Raw genomic sequence first — 17,014 nt, 5'->3', positions numbered from 1 at the left:
GGAATATGGATGGAACCTATTTTACAAGTCAAAGATTTGCATATTTCCTTTTTTGTTAAGGGCGGAGAAGTACAAGCTGTCCGTGGTATGAATTTTGAAATTGGCAAAGGCGAAACGGTTGCCATCGTCGGCGAGTCCGGCAGCGGTAAGAGTGTAACTGCTCAATCGATTATGCGTTTGATCCCTTCTCCACCTTCTAAAGTGAAAAAGGGAGAAATTATTTTTCAAGGACAGAATCTGCTAGACAAAAGCATGAAAGAAATGGAATCTATTCGCGGTAAAGATATTGGCATGATTTTTCAAGACCCGATGACTTCTCTGAACCCAACCATCAAAGTGGGCAAACAGATCACTGAAGTTTTGATTAAACATCAGAAAATGTCAGCGGCCGAAGCGAAAAAGCAAGGTATGGAGATGTTGAAATTAGTAGGCATCAAAAATGCGGAGGCTCGCTTTAACCAATATCCCCACGAATTCTCAGGCGGTATGCGCCAGCGTGTAATGATCGCAATCGCGTTAGCTTGCCGTCCGGCTTTGCTGATAGCGGATGAGCCTACAACGGCTCTAGATGTAACCATTCAGGCGCAGATCATGGAAGTTATGAGAGAGATGCAGCAAAAACTAGGTACCTCCATTATTCTGATTACACATGATCTCGGCGTAGTTGCTGGCATGTGTGATCGGGTGATTGTAATGTATGCAGGTGAGGTTGTGGAGACCGGAACAAGATGGGAAATCTTTAAAAATCCACAACATCCATACACCAAAGGTCTGCTGCGCTCAATGCCGCGTCTGGACCAAAAGAAAGGCGAGCCGCTTATTCCGATCATCGGCACACCGCCAGATCTGATCAAGCCGCCGATCGGCTGTCCGTTCACTGCTCGTTGCAATGAAGCGATGCATGTGTGCGAACAAATCGATCCCGGCGCCACAGAATTCAGCGAAACGCATATGGCGCGTTGCTGGAATCTGCATTCGATGGCCAAGGAGGTGCAGTACTCTTGAGTAAGAACCTAATAGAGGTAGAAGGTCTTAAGAAATATTTTAATGTAGGTAAAGGTAAGGTTCTTAAGGCTGTTGATAATATTAACTTCACGATCCGTGAGGGCGAGACACTTGGGATGGTAGGTGAGTCCGGTTGTGGTAAGACTACTGCTGGACGTACGATTCTTCGCTTGTATGAGCCAACTGCTGGAAGTGTGAAATATAATGGTACAGACATTTATAAATTACCTGGAAATCAAATGAAGGCTATGCGCCGTGACATGCAAATGATTTTCCAAGATCCGTACGCATCGCTTAACCCGCGGTTTACGGTTTCTGATATCATCGGCGAGGCACTGGACATTCACGGAATGGCTGGCAGCCGTGCAGAACGTAAGAAACGGATTGAAGAACTGCTGGATATGGTTGGTCTTAATCATGACCATGCAACCCGTTATCCGCATGAATTCTCCGGTGGACAACGTCAACGTATCGGGATTGCCCGTTCGTTAGCGGTTAATCCTAAGTTCATCGTTTGTGATGAGCCGATTTCCGCACTTGACGTATCCATTCAAGCTCAGGTCGTTAACTTGCTTAAAGAATTGCAAGATCGTCTGGGATTGACTTATCTTTTCATCGCGCATGATCTGTCCATGGTTAAACATATCAGTGATCGCGTAGCAGTTATGTACTTGGGTAAAATGGTTGAGTTGGCGGAAAGTGAAGAGCTATATGCAAATCCTATCCACCCTTATACTAAATCCCTATTGTCGGCTATTCCAGTTCCGGACCCGGAAATTGAAGTTAACAAAAAACGTATTCACTTGCATGATGAGCTTGGCAGCCCTATTTATTCTGCTAACGATAAGACCAATGACAGTGACTTTGAATTAGTAGAAGTATCTAAAGGCCACTTTGTCAGCAAAAAATTCGCATAATTTATACTTAGGTTTTCAAAGGCGGGAGCATTATGCTCTCGCCTCTTGTATGTATTTAGGATATTATTTAATGATTTTATAGTATAATTGAACAGTTGGCTGTACCTGTGTTGCTGATATCAAGACATGTTTTGCTTTGACGCGGCTCCTGACTTTGGATACAATCATAGAGAGTTTTTACGAACTTGGATTTACATATAACTGCTTAGTAGAACTGGAGGCACTAGCGAATGAATATTGTAACGGAACCGCTCAAGGGTGGATCTGCACTCTCGCGCGACTATATAGATCATTTTGAAAAGGTTAGTCATTTGTACGGTGGGGATTTCCGCAATAAAGAAAGTAGAAGTAGACGGGCCGATTGGCTAGATAGCAGAGAAAGCCTTCGTGCCGACCGGACTCAGATTGCTGGGTGTCTACGACAATATAATGAAAAGCATAATTCGCATGATGCGGTGATGGCTTCGCTGGCGCTCTTAGAGCAGCCGGGGACATTAGTGGTGACAGGTGGGCAGCAAAGCGGACTATTTACTGGACCCCTGTTAGTGGTATATAAAGCTGCAACTACCATTATGGCGGCAAAAGAAGCAGCTGAACAACTCGGCCGACCTGTAGTTCCTTTATTCTGGATTGCAGGTGAAGATCATGACTGGGATGAAGTGAATCATACGTATGTACTGAATCGTACGCAGGAGATTACTAAGATTAAGATAGAAAAGTCAGAAGAGAAACGCTCCTCAGTAAGTGATATTCGTGTAGAAGAGGAAAGCTGGCAGCAGGTAGTAGAACAGTTAGACGGTCTGCTTCAGGAAAGCGACTTTAAGCCGCAGATCATGGAATTCATTCGCACTTCTTCTTTTAGAGCTGATAGTATGACGGATGCATTTGCCAAGCTGATGGGTTCATTATTTGGTAAATTTGGTCTGATTCTGCTTGATTCTGCTGATCCCAACTTACGTAAGTTAGAACAGCCATTTTTCACTTCGCTAATTATGCAGAATGATGCACTGGAAACAGCGTATATGAATTCTGCTTCTGATATTGTGGGCGCTGGATATGAGCTTCAGGCTGATGTTACAACTGGCAATGCCAACCTCTTTTATATTCATGAAGGTACACGGCTTCTGCTTCACAAGAAGGACGGAATCTTTACGGATCGCAAGGGTCAGGTATCCTTTACCCGTGATGAATTACTTGAGGAGGTGCAGGCACATCCGGAACGCTTTAGCAACAATGTGCTGACACGTCCACTTATGCAGGATTATGTGCTGCCTGTTCTGGCAACGGTGCTGGGTCAAGGTGAGATTGCTTACTGGGCCATTCCGCGCCGTGCGTTTGAGACCATTGGGGGAGAAATGCCGTTAATTATCCCTAGAATGTCTTTTACTGTCGTAGAAGGTACGCTGCACAAGCATATGGACAAATATCAACTTAGCTTTGAGGATGTAAGACAAGGACTGGATCATAAAAGACATGAATGGCTGGCCGCACAGGATGAGCTGGGGATTGAACGTCGTTTTGAAGAAACCAAAACCTCATTCGCCGCCATGTACGAACCGCTGATTGAGCAGCTTGGAACGGTTCAGGCAGGTCTGCTTAAGCTGGGGAATAACAATAAAGAGAAGATTCTAGATCAGATTACTTTTTTACAGGCGAAAGCCCAAGATGCAATGGCAAAACAGAACGAAGCTGCAATCCGGCAATGGGAGCGAATCGAGCTGTCATTAATGCCACTGGGTAAACTGCAGGAAAGAGTGTACAATATCATGTATTACTTGAACCGGTACGGGCTTGCTTGGCTGGATGAGCTAATGACGGTTGAACCGGATTACAGTGGAACACATCGCATCATTTATATGTAATGGAAGTATCGCTTTCCACAAAACTAAGCTTATGCTTACGAAGTGAGTTTTGTACGAAGTAGATCAATGTAGTAACGCTCACAAAACAAAGCGTATGCTTACGAAGCAAGTTTTGTACGAAGTAGATTCAATGTAGTAACGCTCACAAAACTTTTAGGAGGTTTCATAATGAGTTCATCTAAACAAAATAGTATCGTGGCTGATATGTCACTCGCACCGGAAGGGCATTTGAAAATCGACTGGGTTCGCCAGCATATGCCGGTACTGAACCGTATTCGTGAGCAGTTTGAAGCAGAACAGCCATTTAAAGGTCTGAAAGTATCGATCACATTGCATTTGGAAGCTAAAACCGCTTATTTGGCGAAGGTTGTCAAAGCTGGTGGTGCAGATGTAACCATTACAGGTTCGAATCCACTTTCTACACAGGATGATGTATGTGCAGCGCTTGTGGAGGATGGAATCACAGTATTTGCTAAATACAATCCGTCTCCTGAAGAATTTAAAGCCCTTAATATCAAGGCACTGGAGAGCAAACCGGACTTGATTATTGATGACGGTGGGGATTTTGCTACATTGCTGCATTCGGAGCGTTCTGATCTGATGGAGAATATTCGCGGGGGTGCTGAAGAAACAACTACCGGGATTATTCGTCTAAAAGCTCTGCAAAAGCAAGGCGTATTGAAGTTCCCAATGGTCGCGGTTAATGATGCCTACTGCAAATATTTGTTTGATAACCGTTATGGCACTGGCCAATCGGCTTGGGATGGAATTATTCGCACAACCAACCTTATCGTAGCGGGTAAAACAGTAGTTGTTGTCGGTTACGGCTGGTGTGGTAAAGGTGTTGCCATGCGCGCCAAAGGGCTTGGAGCAAAAGTGGTTGTCACAGAAGTTGATGCGATTAAAGCCGTTGAAGCACATATGGACGGTTTTGAAGTAATGCCAATGCTGGAAGCAGCTAAGGTTGGTGATTTCTTCGTTACAGTAACTGGTAACCGTTATGTAATTCGCGGTGAACATTATGATGTGATGAAGGATGGCGCAATCATGTGCAACGCGGGCCATTTCGACGTTGAAGTGAATAAGCCTGAGCTGTCGGAAAGATCCGTATCCCAACGTACCGTTCGCAAAAATATCGAAGAGTACCAGCTTCGTGACGGACGTAAATTATATCTGCTTGCCGAAGGCAGACTTGTAAATCTGGGTGCTGCTGATGGTCACCCTGCTGAAATTATGGATACAACCTTTGCGCTCCAGGCGCTGTCGCTGAAATATGTAAATGATAATTATAAGAGCATTGGCGTAAAAGTTGAAAATGTTCCTTATGAGCTGGATGAGCAAGTAGCACGTTATAAGCTGGAAAGTCTGGGCATTAACATCGATAGCCTGACTCCGGCGCAAGTGGATTATTTGGACAGCTGGAATTTGAACGATTAATAACTGAACGCATAACAATAAAGTGTATTAACCAGTGTACCTTGAACTGAAGCAACTTTTTTAACAAAGCCATGCAACGGACAAGATTCCGATTGTATGGCTTTTTTCTGTGGAGAAATGTTTTTCGGGAAACGAGCTATCTGATTTAGGAAAAATTTCCTTGGCCAGAAAAAGGTTTTTGATTTTTAATGGCGAATCTATTATGCTTAAGTGGTGAAAAGTGGGGTAAAGTGGGGATTCGGGGATTAGGGGTGGGAAAAAGGATGTTCATGGGAGAGTATCAACACAGCATTGACGACAAAGGCCGAATCATTATTCCGGCTAAACTCCGTGAATTGCTCGGAACCTCCTTCGTGACGACCCGCGGCCTAGACTCCTGCCTGTTTGTTTATCCCATGGAAGAATGGGCAATCATGGAACAAAAGCTTAAAAGCCTTTCGCTGATGAAATCAGATGCCCGCGCATTTAGCCGCTTTTTTTTCTCAGGTGCAACTGAATGTGTTTGGGATAAGCAGGGAAGGGTAAATCTGCCGGCTAATTTACGGCAGTATGCCAAACTGGACAAAGACTGTGTCATTCTGGGCGTTTCGAACCGGGTGGAAATCTGGAACAAAGAGCTTTGGGAACAGTACTTCGAACAGTCCGAGGAATCGTTCAACGAAATCGCTGAGAAATTGGTGGATTTCAATTTTGATCTATAAAACACAATAACGAATACTGTCCTGGAGGGATGCAGCTTGTTTCACCACATCACGGTGCTTAAGGAAGAAGCGACAGAAGGGCTGCACATCAAAAAAGACGGAATCTATGTAGATTGCACTCTCGGTGGAGCGGGACACAGCTCACTTATCGCTTCCAAGCTTAGCGGCGAAGGCCGTTTAATCTGTTTGGATCAAGATGATTGGGCTTTGGAGAACGCAAAAGAAAGATTAGCGGAATACGGAGACAAGGTTGTGACTATTAAGACTAACTTCCGTGATCTGGAGAGTGTACTTAAGGATGTGCCCTTTGTGCCACAAACAGATGGTATTCCCCAAGTAGATGGAGTGCTCTTTGATCTTGGCGTATCCTCTCCCCAGTTTGACGAAGGGGAACGAGGCTTTAGTTACAATCATGATGCTCCGCTGGACATGCGCATGGATCAGTCAGCACTTTTGACGGCTGCTGAAATTGTGAATACATGGTCCGAGCAGGAGATTGCCCGTGTTCTTTTCCAATATGGAGAAGAGAAATTCTCGCGGAGAATCGCTAGAAAAATTGTAGACAGAAGAGAAGAAGCTCCTATTGAGACAACAGGAGAATTAGCAGAACTGATCAAGGAAGGTATCCCGGCAGCTGCTCGAAGAACAGGAGGGCATCCCGCTAAACGTAGCTTTCAAGGATTAAGGATTGCTGTGAATGACGAATTGGGTGCTTTTGAAGAAGGGCTACATAGTGCAGTACGTTGCCTTGCACCAGGAGGCAGAGTATCCGTCATCACCTTTCATTCGCTCGAAGACCGAATTTGCAAGCAAATTTTTAGCAGCTATTTAAGCAGATGTACATGCCCGCCTGACTTTCCGTTTTGCGTATGCGGCGCGAAAGGCACGCTTAAGTTAATCAATCGTAAACCGCTTGTGCCTTCTGAAGAAGAGCTTGAGCTTAATACCCGAGCCCGCTCAGCTAAGCTGCGCATTGCAGAAAAATTGTAATTGACGATAAAGGAGAGTCAGAGATGGCCTATACCCGCGGCAATTTAGCAGTTCAGCCCAAAAGAAAAGAAGAGGTAAACCCCCTTTACCGCGAGAAGACAAAAGTAGTTACCAGACGAAGAGTACTTCCGCTGCAAGAGAAACTTTTGTATATGCTGACGCTAGGAGTATGCGTTCTGGTGGCGATCACCCTGATTTCACGTTACGTCCAAATTTATGATTTGAACTTGCAGGCTCAGAAATTAGATCAGGATATTGCAACAGCCAAGAAGCAGATTTCTACGTATCAGATGGAAAAGCAGAATCTAGAGCAGAAAGTCGCCCAAAAAGCACGGGATCTTGGTTATGTGTCTCCGGATGAGAATGCAACAATCTATATTCCGGCAAGCTCGGCAACGACTCCAGGTGATAATTAGTGAGCGATTGGCAAGATCGCAATAAAAAAAGTTGTGAGGTTCGCTTATGCTGAAAAGAATAAAACTTCGCACGCTGTTTATAGGAGGGTGTATTACCCTCTTTTTTCTTGTTTTGATCGTTAGAGTGTTCTGGATTCAAGTTATGCAAGGTGAGGAATGGCAGGAAAAGGCCGCCACACTTTGGGCACATACCTCAACTATCAAAGCGGAGCGAGGTACGATTTCTGACCGTAACGGGAGTGTGCTCGCTAGCGATGTCCCTGCTTATACCGTGGTGGTGAATCCTGAAGTGATTCAACAACAAGGCATCGGGGAAGAGGTCATCACAGGATTACACGAATTGCTAGGCAAACCAGAGGATGAGCTGCGTAAGCTGGTTGAAGCCAAGGACGAAAAGACGGGTGCTTACCTCAAGAACCGTGAAATACGTAATGAAGGCTGGAAGATTGATCAGGAGCTTGCCGATAAGGTGAAAGAATTTTATGTAGCCCTAGGTAAAGAACATAAAATTCAAGAGACCGGTATTGGGCTTGTTAGAGAGCAGAAACGATATTATCCAAAAGATGAATTAGCTGCACATATCTTAGGTTATACAGATAGGGACGGCAATGCTATCATGGGACTGGAAAAATACTTTGATACGGAGCTTAAGGGTGCCGATGGCAAGCTGCTTTATCAAAGTGACGGTCAAGGGGTAAAATTGCCGGATTCACAAGATACCTATAAGCCAGTAGTAAATGGAAGTAATTTCAAGCTTACAATCGATAGTACGATCCAGCATTATATAGAAGAGGCCATGCAAAAGGCGTATGCGCAATATAAGCCAAAAAGTATGAGTGTCATTGCTGCTGATCCGAACACGATGGAGATTTTGGGATTAGCCAACATGCCTACCTATAATCCAAATGAATTTTGGAAGACCGGGGCTGAAGGGGCAGGATTCTATAATCATGCTATTAAATCTACTTATGAGCCTGGTTCCACCTTCAAAATTGTAACGCTTGCCGCCGCAGTAGAAGAGAAGCTTTTTGATCCTGTTGCGACATTTTTGTCCGGGTCCATCCGGATAAAGGGATATAGTAAGGCACTGCATGATATTAATCATGCTGGATGGGGGCAAATCAGTTTTCTTGAAGGTGTGAAACGTTCTAGTAACGTTCTATTCGTTAAGCTATATGAAATGCTCGGACAGGACAAGCTATTACAGTATATCAATGATTTTGGCTTCAATGAGAAAACGGGAATCGATCTGCCAGGAGAAGCAAGCGGGGTCGTTAACCCTAATGTTGGACGTCCTATAGAAATTGCGACACTCGCATATGGACACGGAAAAGTGCTAGTAACCCCACTTCAGCAGCTCGTTGCCGTATCTGCTATCGCTAATGGGGGGAAGTTGATGACTCCGTATGTAGTTAAGGAGGTCACAAACCCTAACACTGGTGAGACAAAGGTTACTCAGCCTAGTGTAGTGCGTCAGGTGATTGATGAGGAAAGCGCCAAGAAAACGGGTGAATATTTGGAGCAGGTTGTTGCTGACCAAGTAAAAGGAACAGGGCGTAACGCTTATATTGACGGCTATCGCGTGGCAGGAAAGACAGGAACGGCTATCAAGGTTGAAGGTAAGGATTATGTGAAATCCAAAGTACTTGTCTCCTTTATTGGTTATGCTCCTGTTGATGATCCAAAGATCGCTGTTATTGTCATTATTGATGAACCGAACGTTGAGGTTGGCGGCGGTAAGGCAGCTGCTCCAGTATTTAAAGAGATTGTATCCCAATCTCTGCAATACATGGGAGTACCTAAGCTGGCGTCTGAGGCTAGTGATAGCAGCAGCAAAAAGCCGGCTAAGACTGAAACAGTCGCACTTCGGACTACACCAGATCTAACAGACAAGACGATGAAGGAAGCAAGAGAAGCACTTTTGGATCAAGGCTTCGATTATGTAGTGGTCGGAGAAGGATCTGCTGTAGAGAGTCAATATCCTGAGGCAGGTACGAAGCTTGCTACAGGGCAACGGATCTATTTATTAAGTCCGCAGGGGGCTCAGCCTACCATTCCAGATTTAAAAGGGGAATCCCTGCGTGATGCACTTGAAATTCTAACTCTACTAAAAGTAGAGATTGCGGTAGACGGAGAAGGTTACGTCTCAGAACAGATTGTAGGAACGCAAAATGGCAAGACCTTGGTCACTTTGAAAATGAAGCCATTAAATGATTATGGCGAAGATATTCCCGTGGCCCCGCCTGCTGATGAGGGGACAGATTCCGAGAGCGGAACATAGCTTGTTCTAACCCCTGTTTGTCCCGAATAGTCATGAAGATAAGAGCTCATGTCTATTGTTGAAAGTGGGGGAGAACGGAATGAAGGTTTCCAAAGTCGTAACACGGCGGAGAATGCTGTGGACATTGCTGGGACTGGCAGTGTTATTCGGTTCGCTGGTCGTGCGTCTTGCGTATGTGCAATTATCTCAAGGCGAGGAATTGACTGCGAAGGTAGAAGATTCCTTGCGCCGCAATATTCCTTTTACCGCTAAACGTGGTGAAATTATGGATCGTGAAGGTGTGCCGCTCGTTTCTAATATCACCACACCTACAGTGTATGCAGTACCGGTGCAGGTAAAAGAGAAGCAAAAGACAGCACAGCAATTAGCTCCACTGCTTGGGATGACTGAGGAGAAGCTGATGACATTGCTGTCCAAAAAAGAAATGTCGGTGAAACTTCAGCCCGGCGGCCGCAAAATTACGATGGATCTTGCCGCGAGCATCCGTGATTTGCAGCTGCCGGGCATCGTTGTCGCTGAGGATAGCAAAAGATATTACCCTTACGGCGATTTAGCCGCGCATATTTTAGGCTTCACAGGTATAGATAACCAGGGTATTACAGGAGTAGAGAGTATATATGACAATCTGCTCAAAGGCATAGCCGGCAATATTTCTTATTTGTCTGATGCAGGCGGAAGACTTATGCCTGGCTCATCTGAGAAATATTCTGCCCCTCAAGACGGACTTAATCTGGAGCTGACGATTGATAAACAGATCCAGTCCATTATGGAACGTGAGCTGGATCAGGCTATGGTAAAATATCAGGCGCAGGGTGCTTGGGCTATAGCTATGAATCCGAAGAATGGTGAGATACTAGCCATGGCTAGCAGACCGGGGTATGAACCAGCATCATACAAGGAATATGATGCGCAGATTTACAACCGGAATCTGCCTATCTGGATGACCTATGAACCTGGTTCAACGTTCAAAATCATTACTCTGGCTGCTGCGCTGCAGGAAGGTAAAGTAGATCTTCAGAACGATCATTTCTATGATCCGGGTTTTATCGAGGTAGCGGGCGCAAAGCTGCGCTGCTGGAAAAAGGGCGGCCACGGTAGTCAAACCTTTTTACAGGTAGTTGAGAACTCCTGTAACCCTGGGTTTGTCGCCTTAGGGCAACGGCTGGGAAAAGAATCACTTTTCAAATATATTCGTGATTTTGGTTTTGGCAGTAAAACGGGAATTGATCTGAATGGGGAAGCTAATGGCATTCTGTTCAAGCTCAGTCAAGTAGGTCCGGTAGAGCTTTCGACTACAGCCTTCGGCCAAGGGGTTTCGGTTACGCCTATTCAGCAGATAGCTGCGGTATCCGCAGCTATCAATGGTGGCAATCTCTATAAACCACATGTAACAAAAGCATGGGTTAACCCGGTTACGGGAGAGACTGTATCAGAGGTGAAGCCAGAGCTTGTGCGGCAGGTCATTTCGGAGGAAACATCCAAGAAGGTGCGGGCAGCACTTGAGAGCGTGGTTGCCAAAGGCACAGGACGGCCGGCTTTTATTGACGGCTATCGTGTAGGTGGCAAGACGGGTACTGCACAGAAGGTTGTAAATGGACGTTATTCTCCAACAGAGCACATTGTTTCTTTTATTGGCTTTGCGCCAGCGGATGATCCTCAGATCGTTGTGTACACTGCCGTGGATAATCCGAAAGGGATTCAATTTGGGGGTGTGGTTGCAGCTCCAATCGTGCAAAATATTTTGGAAGACTCACTGCACTATATGAAGGTTCCGGAGCGCAGTGATCAGCTTCCCAAAACTTATAAGTATGGCGAAACTCCGATAGTGACCGTACCTGATCTTACCGGAGCAACGGTGCAGGATATCTATGAGGATTTAAATATGAATTTTAATCTTGCACGTTCAGGCACAGGAAATACGGTCATCAATCAAGCTCCTAAGGCTGGGGCCAGAGTAGAACAGGGCTCAACCATCAGGATTTATATGGGAGCATCTAGTGAATAATGATTAAGGTATAAGGTTTCAGCTCGTATCCGAAAATGTAGAGTGAGGGATTACTATGAAAGTTAACGAATTATCTGCTTGTCTTGCTACTTCGCAACTATACGGGGATGGAGATGTGGAGATTACTGATCTTCAGACGGATTCCCGCCGTGTAGGCCCGGGAGATCTATTCATCTGTTTGCCTGGCCACACCGTGGACGGGCACAAATATGCGCCGCAAGCAGTAGCCTCCGGAGCGGCGGCTATTGTATGTGAGCACAAGCTGGAGCTTGATATCCCGCAGATTGTTGTGGATGACTGCCGGTTTGCGATGTCTGTCATGTCGAATGCTTTCTTTGGCTCACCTAGCAGCCGGATGAGAATGATCGGGGTGACGGGCACAAACGGCAAAACAACAACGACTTATCTCATTGAGCGGATTATGCAGGATCAGAATATGAAGACAGGTCTGATTGGAACGATTCAAATGCGCTATGACGGCAAAAGCTACCCTATGTCAGGCACAACTCCGGAGTCGCTAGATCTGCAGCGGTCCCTTCATGATATGGCTTCCAAAGGTGTGGAGTGTTGCGTAATGGAAGTATCCTCTCACGCACTTCAGCAAGGACGTGTGAAGGGTGCGGACTTCCGTACGGCAATTTTTACGAACTTAACCCAAGATCATCTGGATTATCATCATACAATGGAGGAGTATCGGGCGGTTAAAGGGCTCTTTTTCTCCAGATTAGGAAATGTGATCTCTCCGTGGAAGGAAGAACGCAAATATGCGGTGTTGAACGCGGATGATGAAGCAAGTCACTATTTTGCAGCCCAAACTGCGGCGGAAGTGATTACATATGGCATTGATAACAACGCTAATGTCCGAGCTTCGCAAATATCGATCACTGCAAAAGGAACTTTTTTCCATGTTGATACGTTTAAGGGGAAGACGGACATTTCGCTCCGTATGGTTGGAAAGTTCAATGTCTACAATGCACTCGCGGCGATTACAGCTGCTTTATTGGAAGATGTCTCTCTGGCTGATATCAAGACTAGTCTTGAGGCAATCGATGGTGTAGCTGGACGGGTGGAGTCAGTGGATGAAGGTCAGGAATTTGCTGTTATCGTTGACTACGCACATACACCAGACGGGCTAGAGAATGTATTAAAGACGGTCTGCGAATTTGCTACCGGCAAAGTGCTTACAGTGTTTGGCTGTGGCGGAGACAGAGACCGGACGAAACGTCCATTAATGGGGAAGATCGCTGCACGATATAGCGACATGGTATTCGTAACTTCTGACAACCCTCGGACTGAGGACCCTCAACTAATCTTGAAGGATATAGAAGCAGGACTAGTAGAGGATGGAGTCACCTCTGACCGGTATCATATGATTGTTGATCGCCGAGAAGCTATCGGGAAGGCTATTGAAATGGCAAGCCCTGGCGATGTAGTATTGATTGCGGGGAAAGGTCATGAGACCTATCAACTGATTGGCGGAGTGGTTCATGATTTCGATGACCGCATCGTCGCTAAAGAAGTTATAAGGGGCCGAAACTATTGATTACAAGAACGCTTGAAAATATTGCTGCCATGTGCGCAGGGGAACCTGCTGCTGTCGAAGCTATGAATACAACCCTTACGGGAGTCGTTACCGACTCCCGTAAGATCACACCCGGCTGCCTGTTTGTGCCTCTATCTGGAGACAAATTCGATGGTCACCACTATGCTGCCGCAGCACTGGCTGCTGGTGCTGGCGCAACCTTGTGGCAACGCGATAAAGGACCGGTACCTGAAGGTGGCGGAGTTATTATTGTTGAAGATACGCTGGAGGCTCTCCAGAAGTTGTCCGCTGCTTATCTGAAGGAAGTGGCTCCGCAGGTTGTCGCTGTTACGGGCAGCAACGGGAAAACAACAACAAAAGATATCATTATGTCTCTGCTTGAAGTGCAGTTCAAAGTGCACAAGACAGCGGGGAATTTCAATAATCATATCGGTCTTCCGCTTACTATTTTATCCATGGCTGAGGATACAGAGATCGCTGTACTTGAAATGGGGATGAGCTCGCGGGGAGAAATTGCTCTGCTGGCTTCTTTGGCTGAACCTGACGTAGCGGTAATTACTAATGTAGGCGAGTCGCATTTACTGCAGCTGGGGTCACGTAAAGAAATAGCCCGCGCCAAGCTGGAGATTGCTGAGGGGCTGAAGCCGGGGGGACTGCTGATTTATAACGGTGACGAACCGCTGCTGACTGAGGTAATGCAAGAGTCCACTTTTAAGGCTCCAGAAGGGATGAGAACCTTCCGTTTTGGTCTAAATGAGGATAATGATGATTATCCAACAGGGATGATGTCCCATACTGGTGGCATGACGTTCACGTCAAGCCGTCATAAGGAACATGCTTTTACATTACCGCTGCCAGGTCAGCATAACGTTGTTAACGCTCTGGCTGCACTAGCGGTTGCTCGTCATTATGGGGTTACGGAGCAGAATATGAAGGACGGTCTAAGCAAGCTCAAGTTGACGGGCATGCGGATTGAAGTGATTCGAACTTCTTCCGGACTTACGCTTTTAAACGATGCTTATAATGCCAGCCCTACTTCTATGAAGGCGGCTATAGATGTCCTGCAATCTATGAAATGCAGTGGCAATAAAATCGCTGTGCTCGGGGACATGCTGGAACTTGGGCCGGAGGAAGTAGAATTTCATCAAGAAATAGGCTACTACCTTGACCCTTCATTAACTGATTTTGTATGTACTTACGGACCATTATCCGTTCATATTGCCAAAGCAGCAGAAGAGAAATTCGGCAAAGAGCGCGTAAAAGCTTTTACAGATAAAGCGGAACTAACCGCTGTCCTTCTAGAGAAATGCAGTGCTAAGGATATTGTTCTATTTAAAGGATCAAGAGGAATGAAGCTCGAGGAAGTGCTTCAGAGCCTAAATAAAGATATTCAACAGACCTAAATCATTGGAGGGGGTGTACCCATGGATTATCAACTATTGTTATTGACTATTGCTGTTTCCTTTATCCTTGCGGTCATTGCCGCTCCGCTCTTCATTCCGCTTCTGCGCAGGATGAAATTCGGACAGCAGGTGCGAGATGACGGACCGCAAACCCATTTGAAGAAAGCGGGAACGCCGACTATGGGCGGTATCGTGATTATCGTAGCTTTTACCTTGTCTTATCTGAAATTTTCTGTGGTGAATACAGATTTTTACGTACTGCTCGTAGCTACGCTTGGTTTTGGATTGATCGGGTTTTTGGATGACTATATCAAAATTGTATTTAAGCGTTCCTTAGGGCTCACAGCACGTCAAAAGTTATTTGGACAGCTGCTGGTTGGTGCTCTGATGTGCGGTCTTCTGATTTATGCCGGACACAGTACAAGTATCAGCGTACCAGGTACTGATTTCAGCTTTGATTGGGGTGGCTGGTTCTATTATCCATTCATCATTATTATGATGATGGCAGTGACGAATGCCGTTAACTTTACAGATGGAGTCGATGGACTGTTGTCTGGTGTCAGTGCCATTGCCTTGGCCGCATACGCGGTGGTGGCAATGCAGGCTACGTCTATTGCGGCAGGTGTATGTGCTGCGGCAATGATTGGTGCTGTATTAGGCTTTCTTGTGTTCAATGCCCACCCTGCTAAAGTGTTTATGGGGGATACGGGTTCGTTTGGTATTGGTGGTGCTATAGGTGCTATTGCTATTGTCACGAAGAGTGAGCTGCTGTTTCTCATCATAGGCGGTGTCTTTGTAATTGAAATGTTATCCGTTGTGATTCAAGTGGTTTCATTTAAAACCCGTGGCAAACGTGTATTCAGAATGAGCCCGATTCACCATCATTTTGAGCTTGGTGGCTGGTCGGAGTGGCGTGTGGTAATTTCGTTCTGGGCGGTTAGCTTGGTGTTGGCTGCTGTGGGACTATTTATTAGCAAGGGGTTGTAGAGAATGAAACATCCAGATATGTATCATGGTGAAGAAGTTGTGGTTCTTGGGCTTGCTAAAAGCGGTGTCCAGGTGGCTAAAGTGCTGCATGAACGCGGCGCTATAGTTACGGTTAACGACAAAAAGGAAAGAGATCAAAGTCCCGAAGCTTCCGAATTGGAATCTTTGGGAATTTGTGTTATATGCGGCGGGCATCCGGAAGGACTTATTCATGAAGGTGTAAGTCTGGTAATCAAAAATCCAGGCATTCCTTATTCTGCGCCCCCTGTACAAAAGGCAATTGAGCTTGGAATTGAAGTGGTCACAGAGGTAGAGGTGGCTTATCGACTTTGTGCAGCGCCGATGATCGGCATCACAGGCTCCAATGGCAAGACGACAACGACGACCTGGGTAGGCCATATGCTGGAAGCTGCGGGAATGAACCCTATAGTTGCGGGCAACATTGGTACGCCTCTTTGTCAGGCTGCACAAGAGGCTACAGAGGATAACTGGATGGTGGTCGAGCTTAGCAGCTTTCAACTCAAAGGTACGGAGACCTTCCGGCCAAAGATAGGCTGTCTGCTGAATATTGCAGAGACTCATCTGGATTATCATGGAAGCATGAAAGATTATGTGGATTCCAAAACCAAGCTGTTCGCTAATCAATTAGCTACGGATACAGCAGTGCTGAACTGGGATGATCCTGTCTGCCGGGAACTTGTGCCCTATGTGAAGGCTTCGATTCTTCCATTCTCCTTGTTTGAGGAGCTGCCTCATGGAGTATTTGTTAGCCCGTCCTATATTACGGGGCAAGATGATGAGCTGAAGCGCCACATTATCTATCGCGAATCTGCGGACAAGGAAACGATAATCGCGGATGTGGATTCCATCGCTCTTCCGGGTCGCTTTAATGTGGGGAATGCGCTGGCTGCCTGTGGAATTGCTATTGCCGCTGGAGCTGACCCCTCTCTATTAAGCGAAGTGCTTTCTTCTTTTCGTGGTGTGGAGCACCGCCTGGAGTATGTAGCTGATAAGGCTGGAGCCGCTTATTACAACAATTCCAAAGCAACGAACTCCAAAGCGACAATTACGGCTTTGACATCGTTTCAGCGTCCGGTGGTATTGATCGCTGGCGGATTAGACCGTGGCTCCGATTATATGGAGCTGCTGCCTGTCCTGAGCGGACGCGTCAAAGCTTTGGTGGCGTTAGGACAAACCAAGGACAAGCTAATAAATGTAGCACAGCTGGCAGGATTAAAGCAGATTATCTCCGTCGATAATGGGGAGAGCGCCGCCGCCGTGCTGCAAGCAGCTGTGCGGGGAGCTTCCGCTCTGGCGGAAGAAGGAGATATCGTTCTCCTGTCTCCTGCATGTGCTAGTTGGGATATGTTTACATCCTATGAAGAGCGCGGGTGTATTTTTAAAGAGGCGGTGCATAACCTTTAAGTAGGGGGGTGGATAAGCCCCTACTACGGATGCAAGAGGTGT

13 protein-coding genes are annotated in these 17,014 nt (G+C 46.1%); all 13 read left to right on the top strand.

The window, feature by feature from the left end:
• The first annotated feature begins 9 nt into the window (after positions 1 to 9).
• The 13 genes from NSQ50_RS23600 to murD all read left to right on the top strand — a co-directional run bounded on the left by NSQ50_RS23600 (position 10) and on the right by murD (position 16,972).
• Entirely contained in the window at positions 10 to 1,005 is a 996-nt protein-coding gene (locus tag NSQ50_RS23600; RefSeq protein WP_036683686.1) for an ABC transporter ATP-binding protein, read from the top strand.
• Positions 1,002 to 1,922, top strand: coding sequence for an ABC transporter ATP-binding protein (locus NSQ50_RS23595; protein WP_036683682.1), 921 nt, complete (start codon positions 1,002 to 1,004; stop codon positions 1,920 to 1,922). Before NSQ50_RS23600 ends, NSQ50_RS23595 begins: the two co-directional genes overlap by 4 nt.
• A gap of 230 nt (positions 1,923 to 2,152) precedes the next feature.
• Positions 2,153 to 3,784, top strand: coding sequence for a bacillithiol biosynthesis cysteine-adding enzyme BshC (gene bshC, locus NSQ50_RS23590; RefSeq protein WP_076222910.1), 1,632 nt, complete (start codon positions 2,153 to 2,155; stop codon positions 3,782 to 3,784).
• A 165-nt stretch (positions 3,785 to 3,949) separates the two neighbouring features.
• Positions 3,950 to 5,221, top strand: coding sequence for an adenosylhomocysteinase (locus NSQ50_RS23585; protein WP_179087734.1), 1,272 nt, complete (start codon positions 3,950 to 3,952; stop codon positions 5,219 to 5,221).
• 263 nt (positions 5,222 to 5,484) lie between these two features.
• On the top strand, positions 5,485 to 5,922 hold the full coding sequence (mraZ, locus tag NSQ50_RS23580; RefSeq protein WP_036683674.1) for a division/cell wall cluster transcriptional repressor MraZ: 438 nt from the start codon (positions 5,485 to 5,487) through the stop codon (positions 5,920 to 5,922).
• Between the two features lie 36 nt (positions 5,923 to 5,958).
• A complete protein-coding gene (gene rsmH / locus NSQ50_RS23575) occupies positions 5,959 to 6,912 on the top strand; it encodes a 16S rRNA (cytosine(1402)-N(4))-methyltransferase RsmH (protein WP_036683671.1) in 954 nt (317 codons plus the stop codon).
• A gap of 23 nt (positions 6,913 to 6,935) precedes the next feature.
• Complete coding sequence (locus NSQ50_RS23570) at positions 6,936 to 7,328, top strand: septum formation initiator family protein (protein ID WP_036683668.1); 393 nt, start codon at positions 6,936 to 6,938, stop codon at positions 7,326 to 7,328.
• Positions 7,329 to 7,374: 46 nt separating this feature from the next.
• Positions 7,375 to 9,609 (top strand): penicillin-binding transpeptidase domain-containing protein, encoded by a 2,235-nt coding sequence (locus NSQ50_RS23565; RefSeq protein WP_076141838.1) that lies wholly within the window; start codon positions 7,375 to 7,377, stop codon positions 9,607 to 9,609.
• A gap of 79 nt (positions 9,610 to 9,688) precedes the next feature.
• Entirely contained in the window at positions 9,689 to 11,614 is a 1,926-nt protein-coding gene (locus NSQ50_RS23560; protein WP_036683661.1) for a stage V sporulation protein D, read from the top strand.
• A gap of 55 nt (positions 11,615 to 11,669) precedes the next feature.
• Positions 11,670 to 13,157: a UDP-N-acetylmuramoyl-L-alanyl-D-glutamate--2,6-diaminopimelate ligase gene (locus tag NSQ50_RS23555; protein ID WP_036683658.1), complete on the top strand. Its 1,488-nt coding sequence runs from the start codon at positions 11,670 to 11,672 to the stop codon at positions 13,155 to 13,157.
• The gene (locus NSQ50_RS23550) at positions 13,154 to 14,560 is read left to right on the top strand and encodes a UDP-N-acetylmuramoyl-tripeptide--D-alanyl-D-alanine ligase (RefSeq protein ID WP_038572862.1); all 1,407 of its coding nucleotides are present in this window, start codon (positions 13,154 to 13,156) and stop codon (positions 14,558 to 14,560) included. The genes NSQ50_RS23555 and NSQ50_RS23550 overlap by 4 nt, the downstream gene beginning before the upstream one ends.
• A gap of 21 nt (positions 14,561 to 14,581) precedes the next feature.
• A complete protein-coding gene (gene mraY / locus NSQ50_RS23545; protein ID WP_036683653.1) occupies positions 14,582 to 15,547 on the top strand; it encodes a phospho-N-acetylmuramoyl-pentapeptide-transferase in 966 nt (321 codons plus the stop codon).
• Between the two features lie 3 nt (positions 15,548 to 15,550).
• On the top strand, positions 15,551 to 16,972 hold the full coding sequence (gene murD / locus NSQ50_RS23540; RefSeq protein ID WP_076141840.1) for a UDP-N-acetylmuramoyl-L-alanine--D-glutamate ligase: 1,422 nt from the start codon (positions 15,551 to 15,553) through the stop codon (positions 16,970 to 16,972).
• Positions 16,973 to 17,014 lie beyond the last annotated feature (42 nt).

Source organism: Paenibacillus sp. FSL R10-2788, from assembly GCF_038003885.1.
GTDB lineage: Bacteria > Bacillota > Bacilli > Paenibacillales > Paenibacillaceae > Paenibacillus_AQ > Paenibacillus_AQ odorifer.
This window is presented reverse-complemented; position numbering and strand designations above follow the sequence as displayed.

Coding starts and splice junctions, on each gene's coding strand:
- murD (WP_076141840.1), top strand. CDS start 15,551: ATGAAACATCCAGATATGTATCATGGTGAAGAAGTTGTGGTTCTTGGG.
- NSQ50_RS23565 (WP_076141838.1), top strand. CDS start 7,375: ATGCTGAAAAGAATAAAACTTCGCACGCTGTTTATAGGAGGGTGTATT.
- NSQ50_RS23560 (WP_036683661.1), top strand. CDS start 9,689: ATGAAGGTTTCCAAAGTCGTAACACGGCGGAGAATGCTGTGGACATTG.
- NSQ50_RS23600 (WP_036683686.1), top strand. CDS start 10: ATGGAACCTATTTTACAAGTCAAAGATTTGCATATTTCCTTTTTTGTT.
- NSQ50_RS23555 (WP_036683658.1), top strand. CDS start 11,670: ATGAAAGTTAACGAATTATCTGCTTGTCTTGCTACTTCGCAACTATAC.
- mraY (WP_036683653.1), top strand. CDS start 14,582: ATGGATTATCAACTATTGTTATTGACTATTGCTGTTTCCTTTATCCTT.
- bshC (WP_076222910.1), top strand. CDS start 2,153: ATGAATATTGTAACGGAACCGCTCAAGGGTGGATCTGCACTCTCGCGC.
- NSQ50_RS23570 (WP_036683668.1), top strand. CDS start 6,936: ATGGCCTATACCCGCGGCAATTTAGCAGTTCAGCCCAAAAGAAAAGAA.
- mraZ (WP_036683674.1), top strand. CDS start 5,485: ATGTTCATGGGAGAGTATCAACACAGCATTGACGACAAAGGCCGAATC.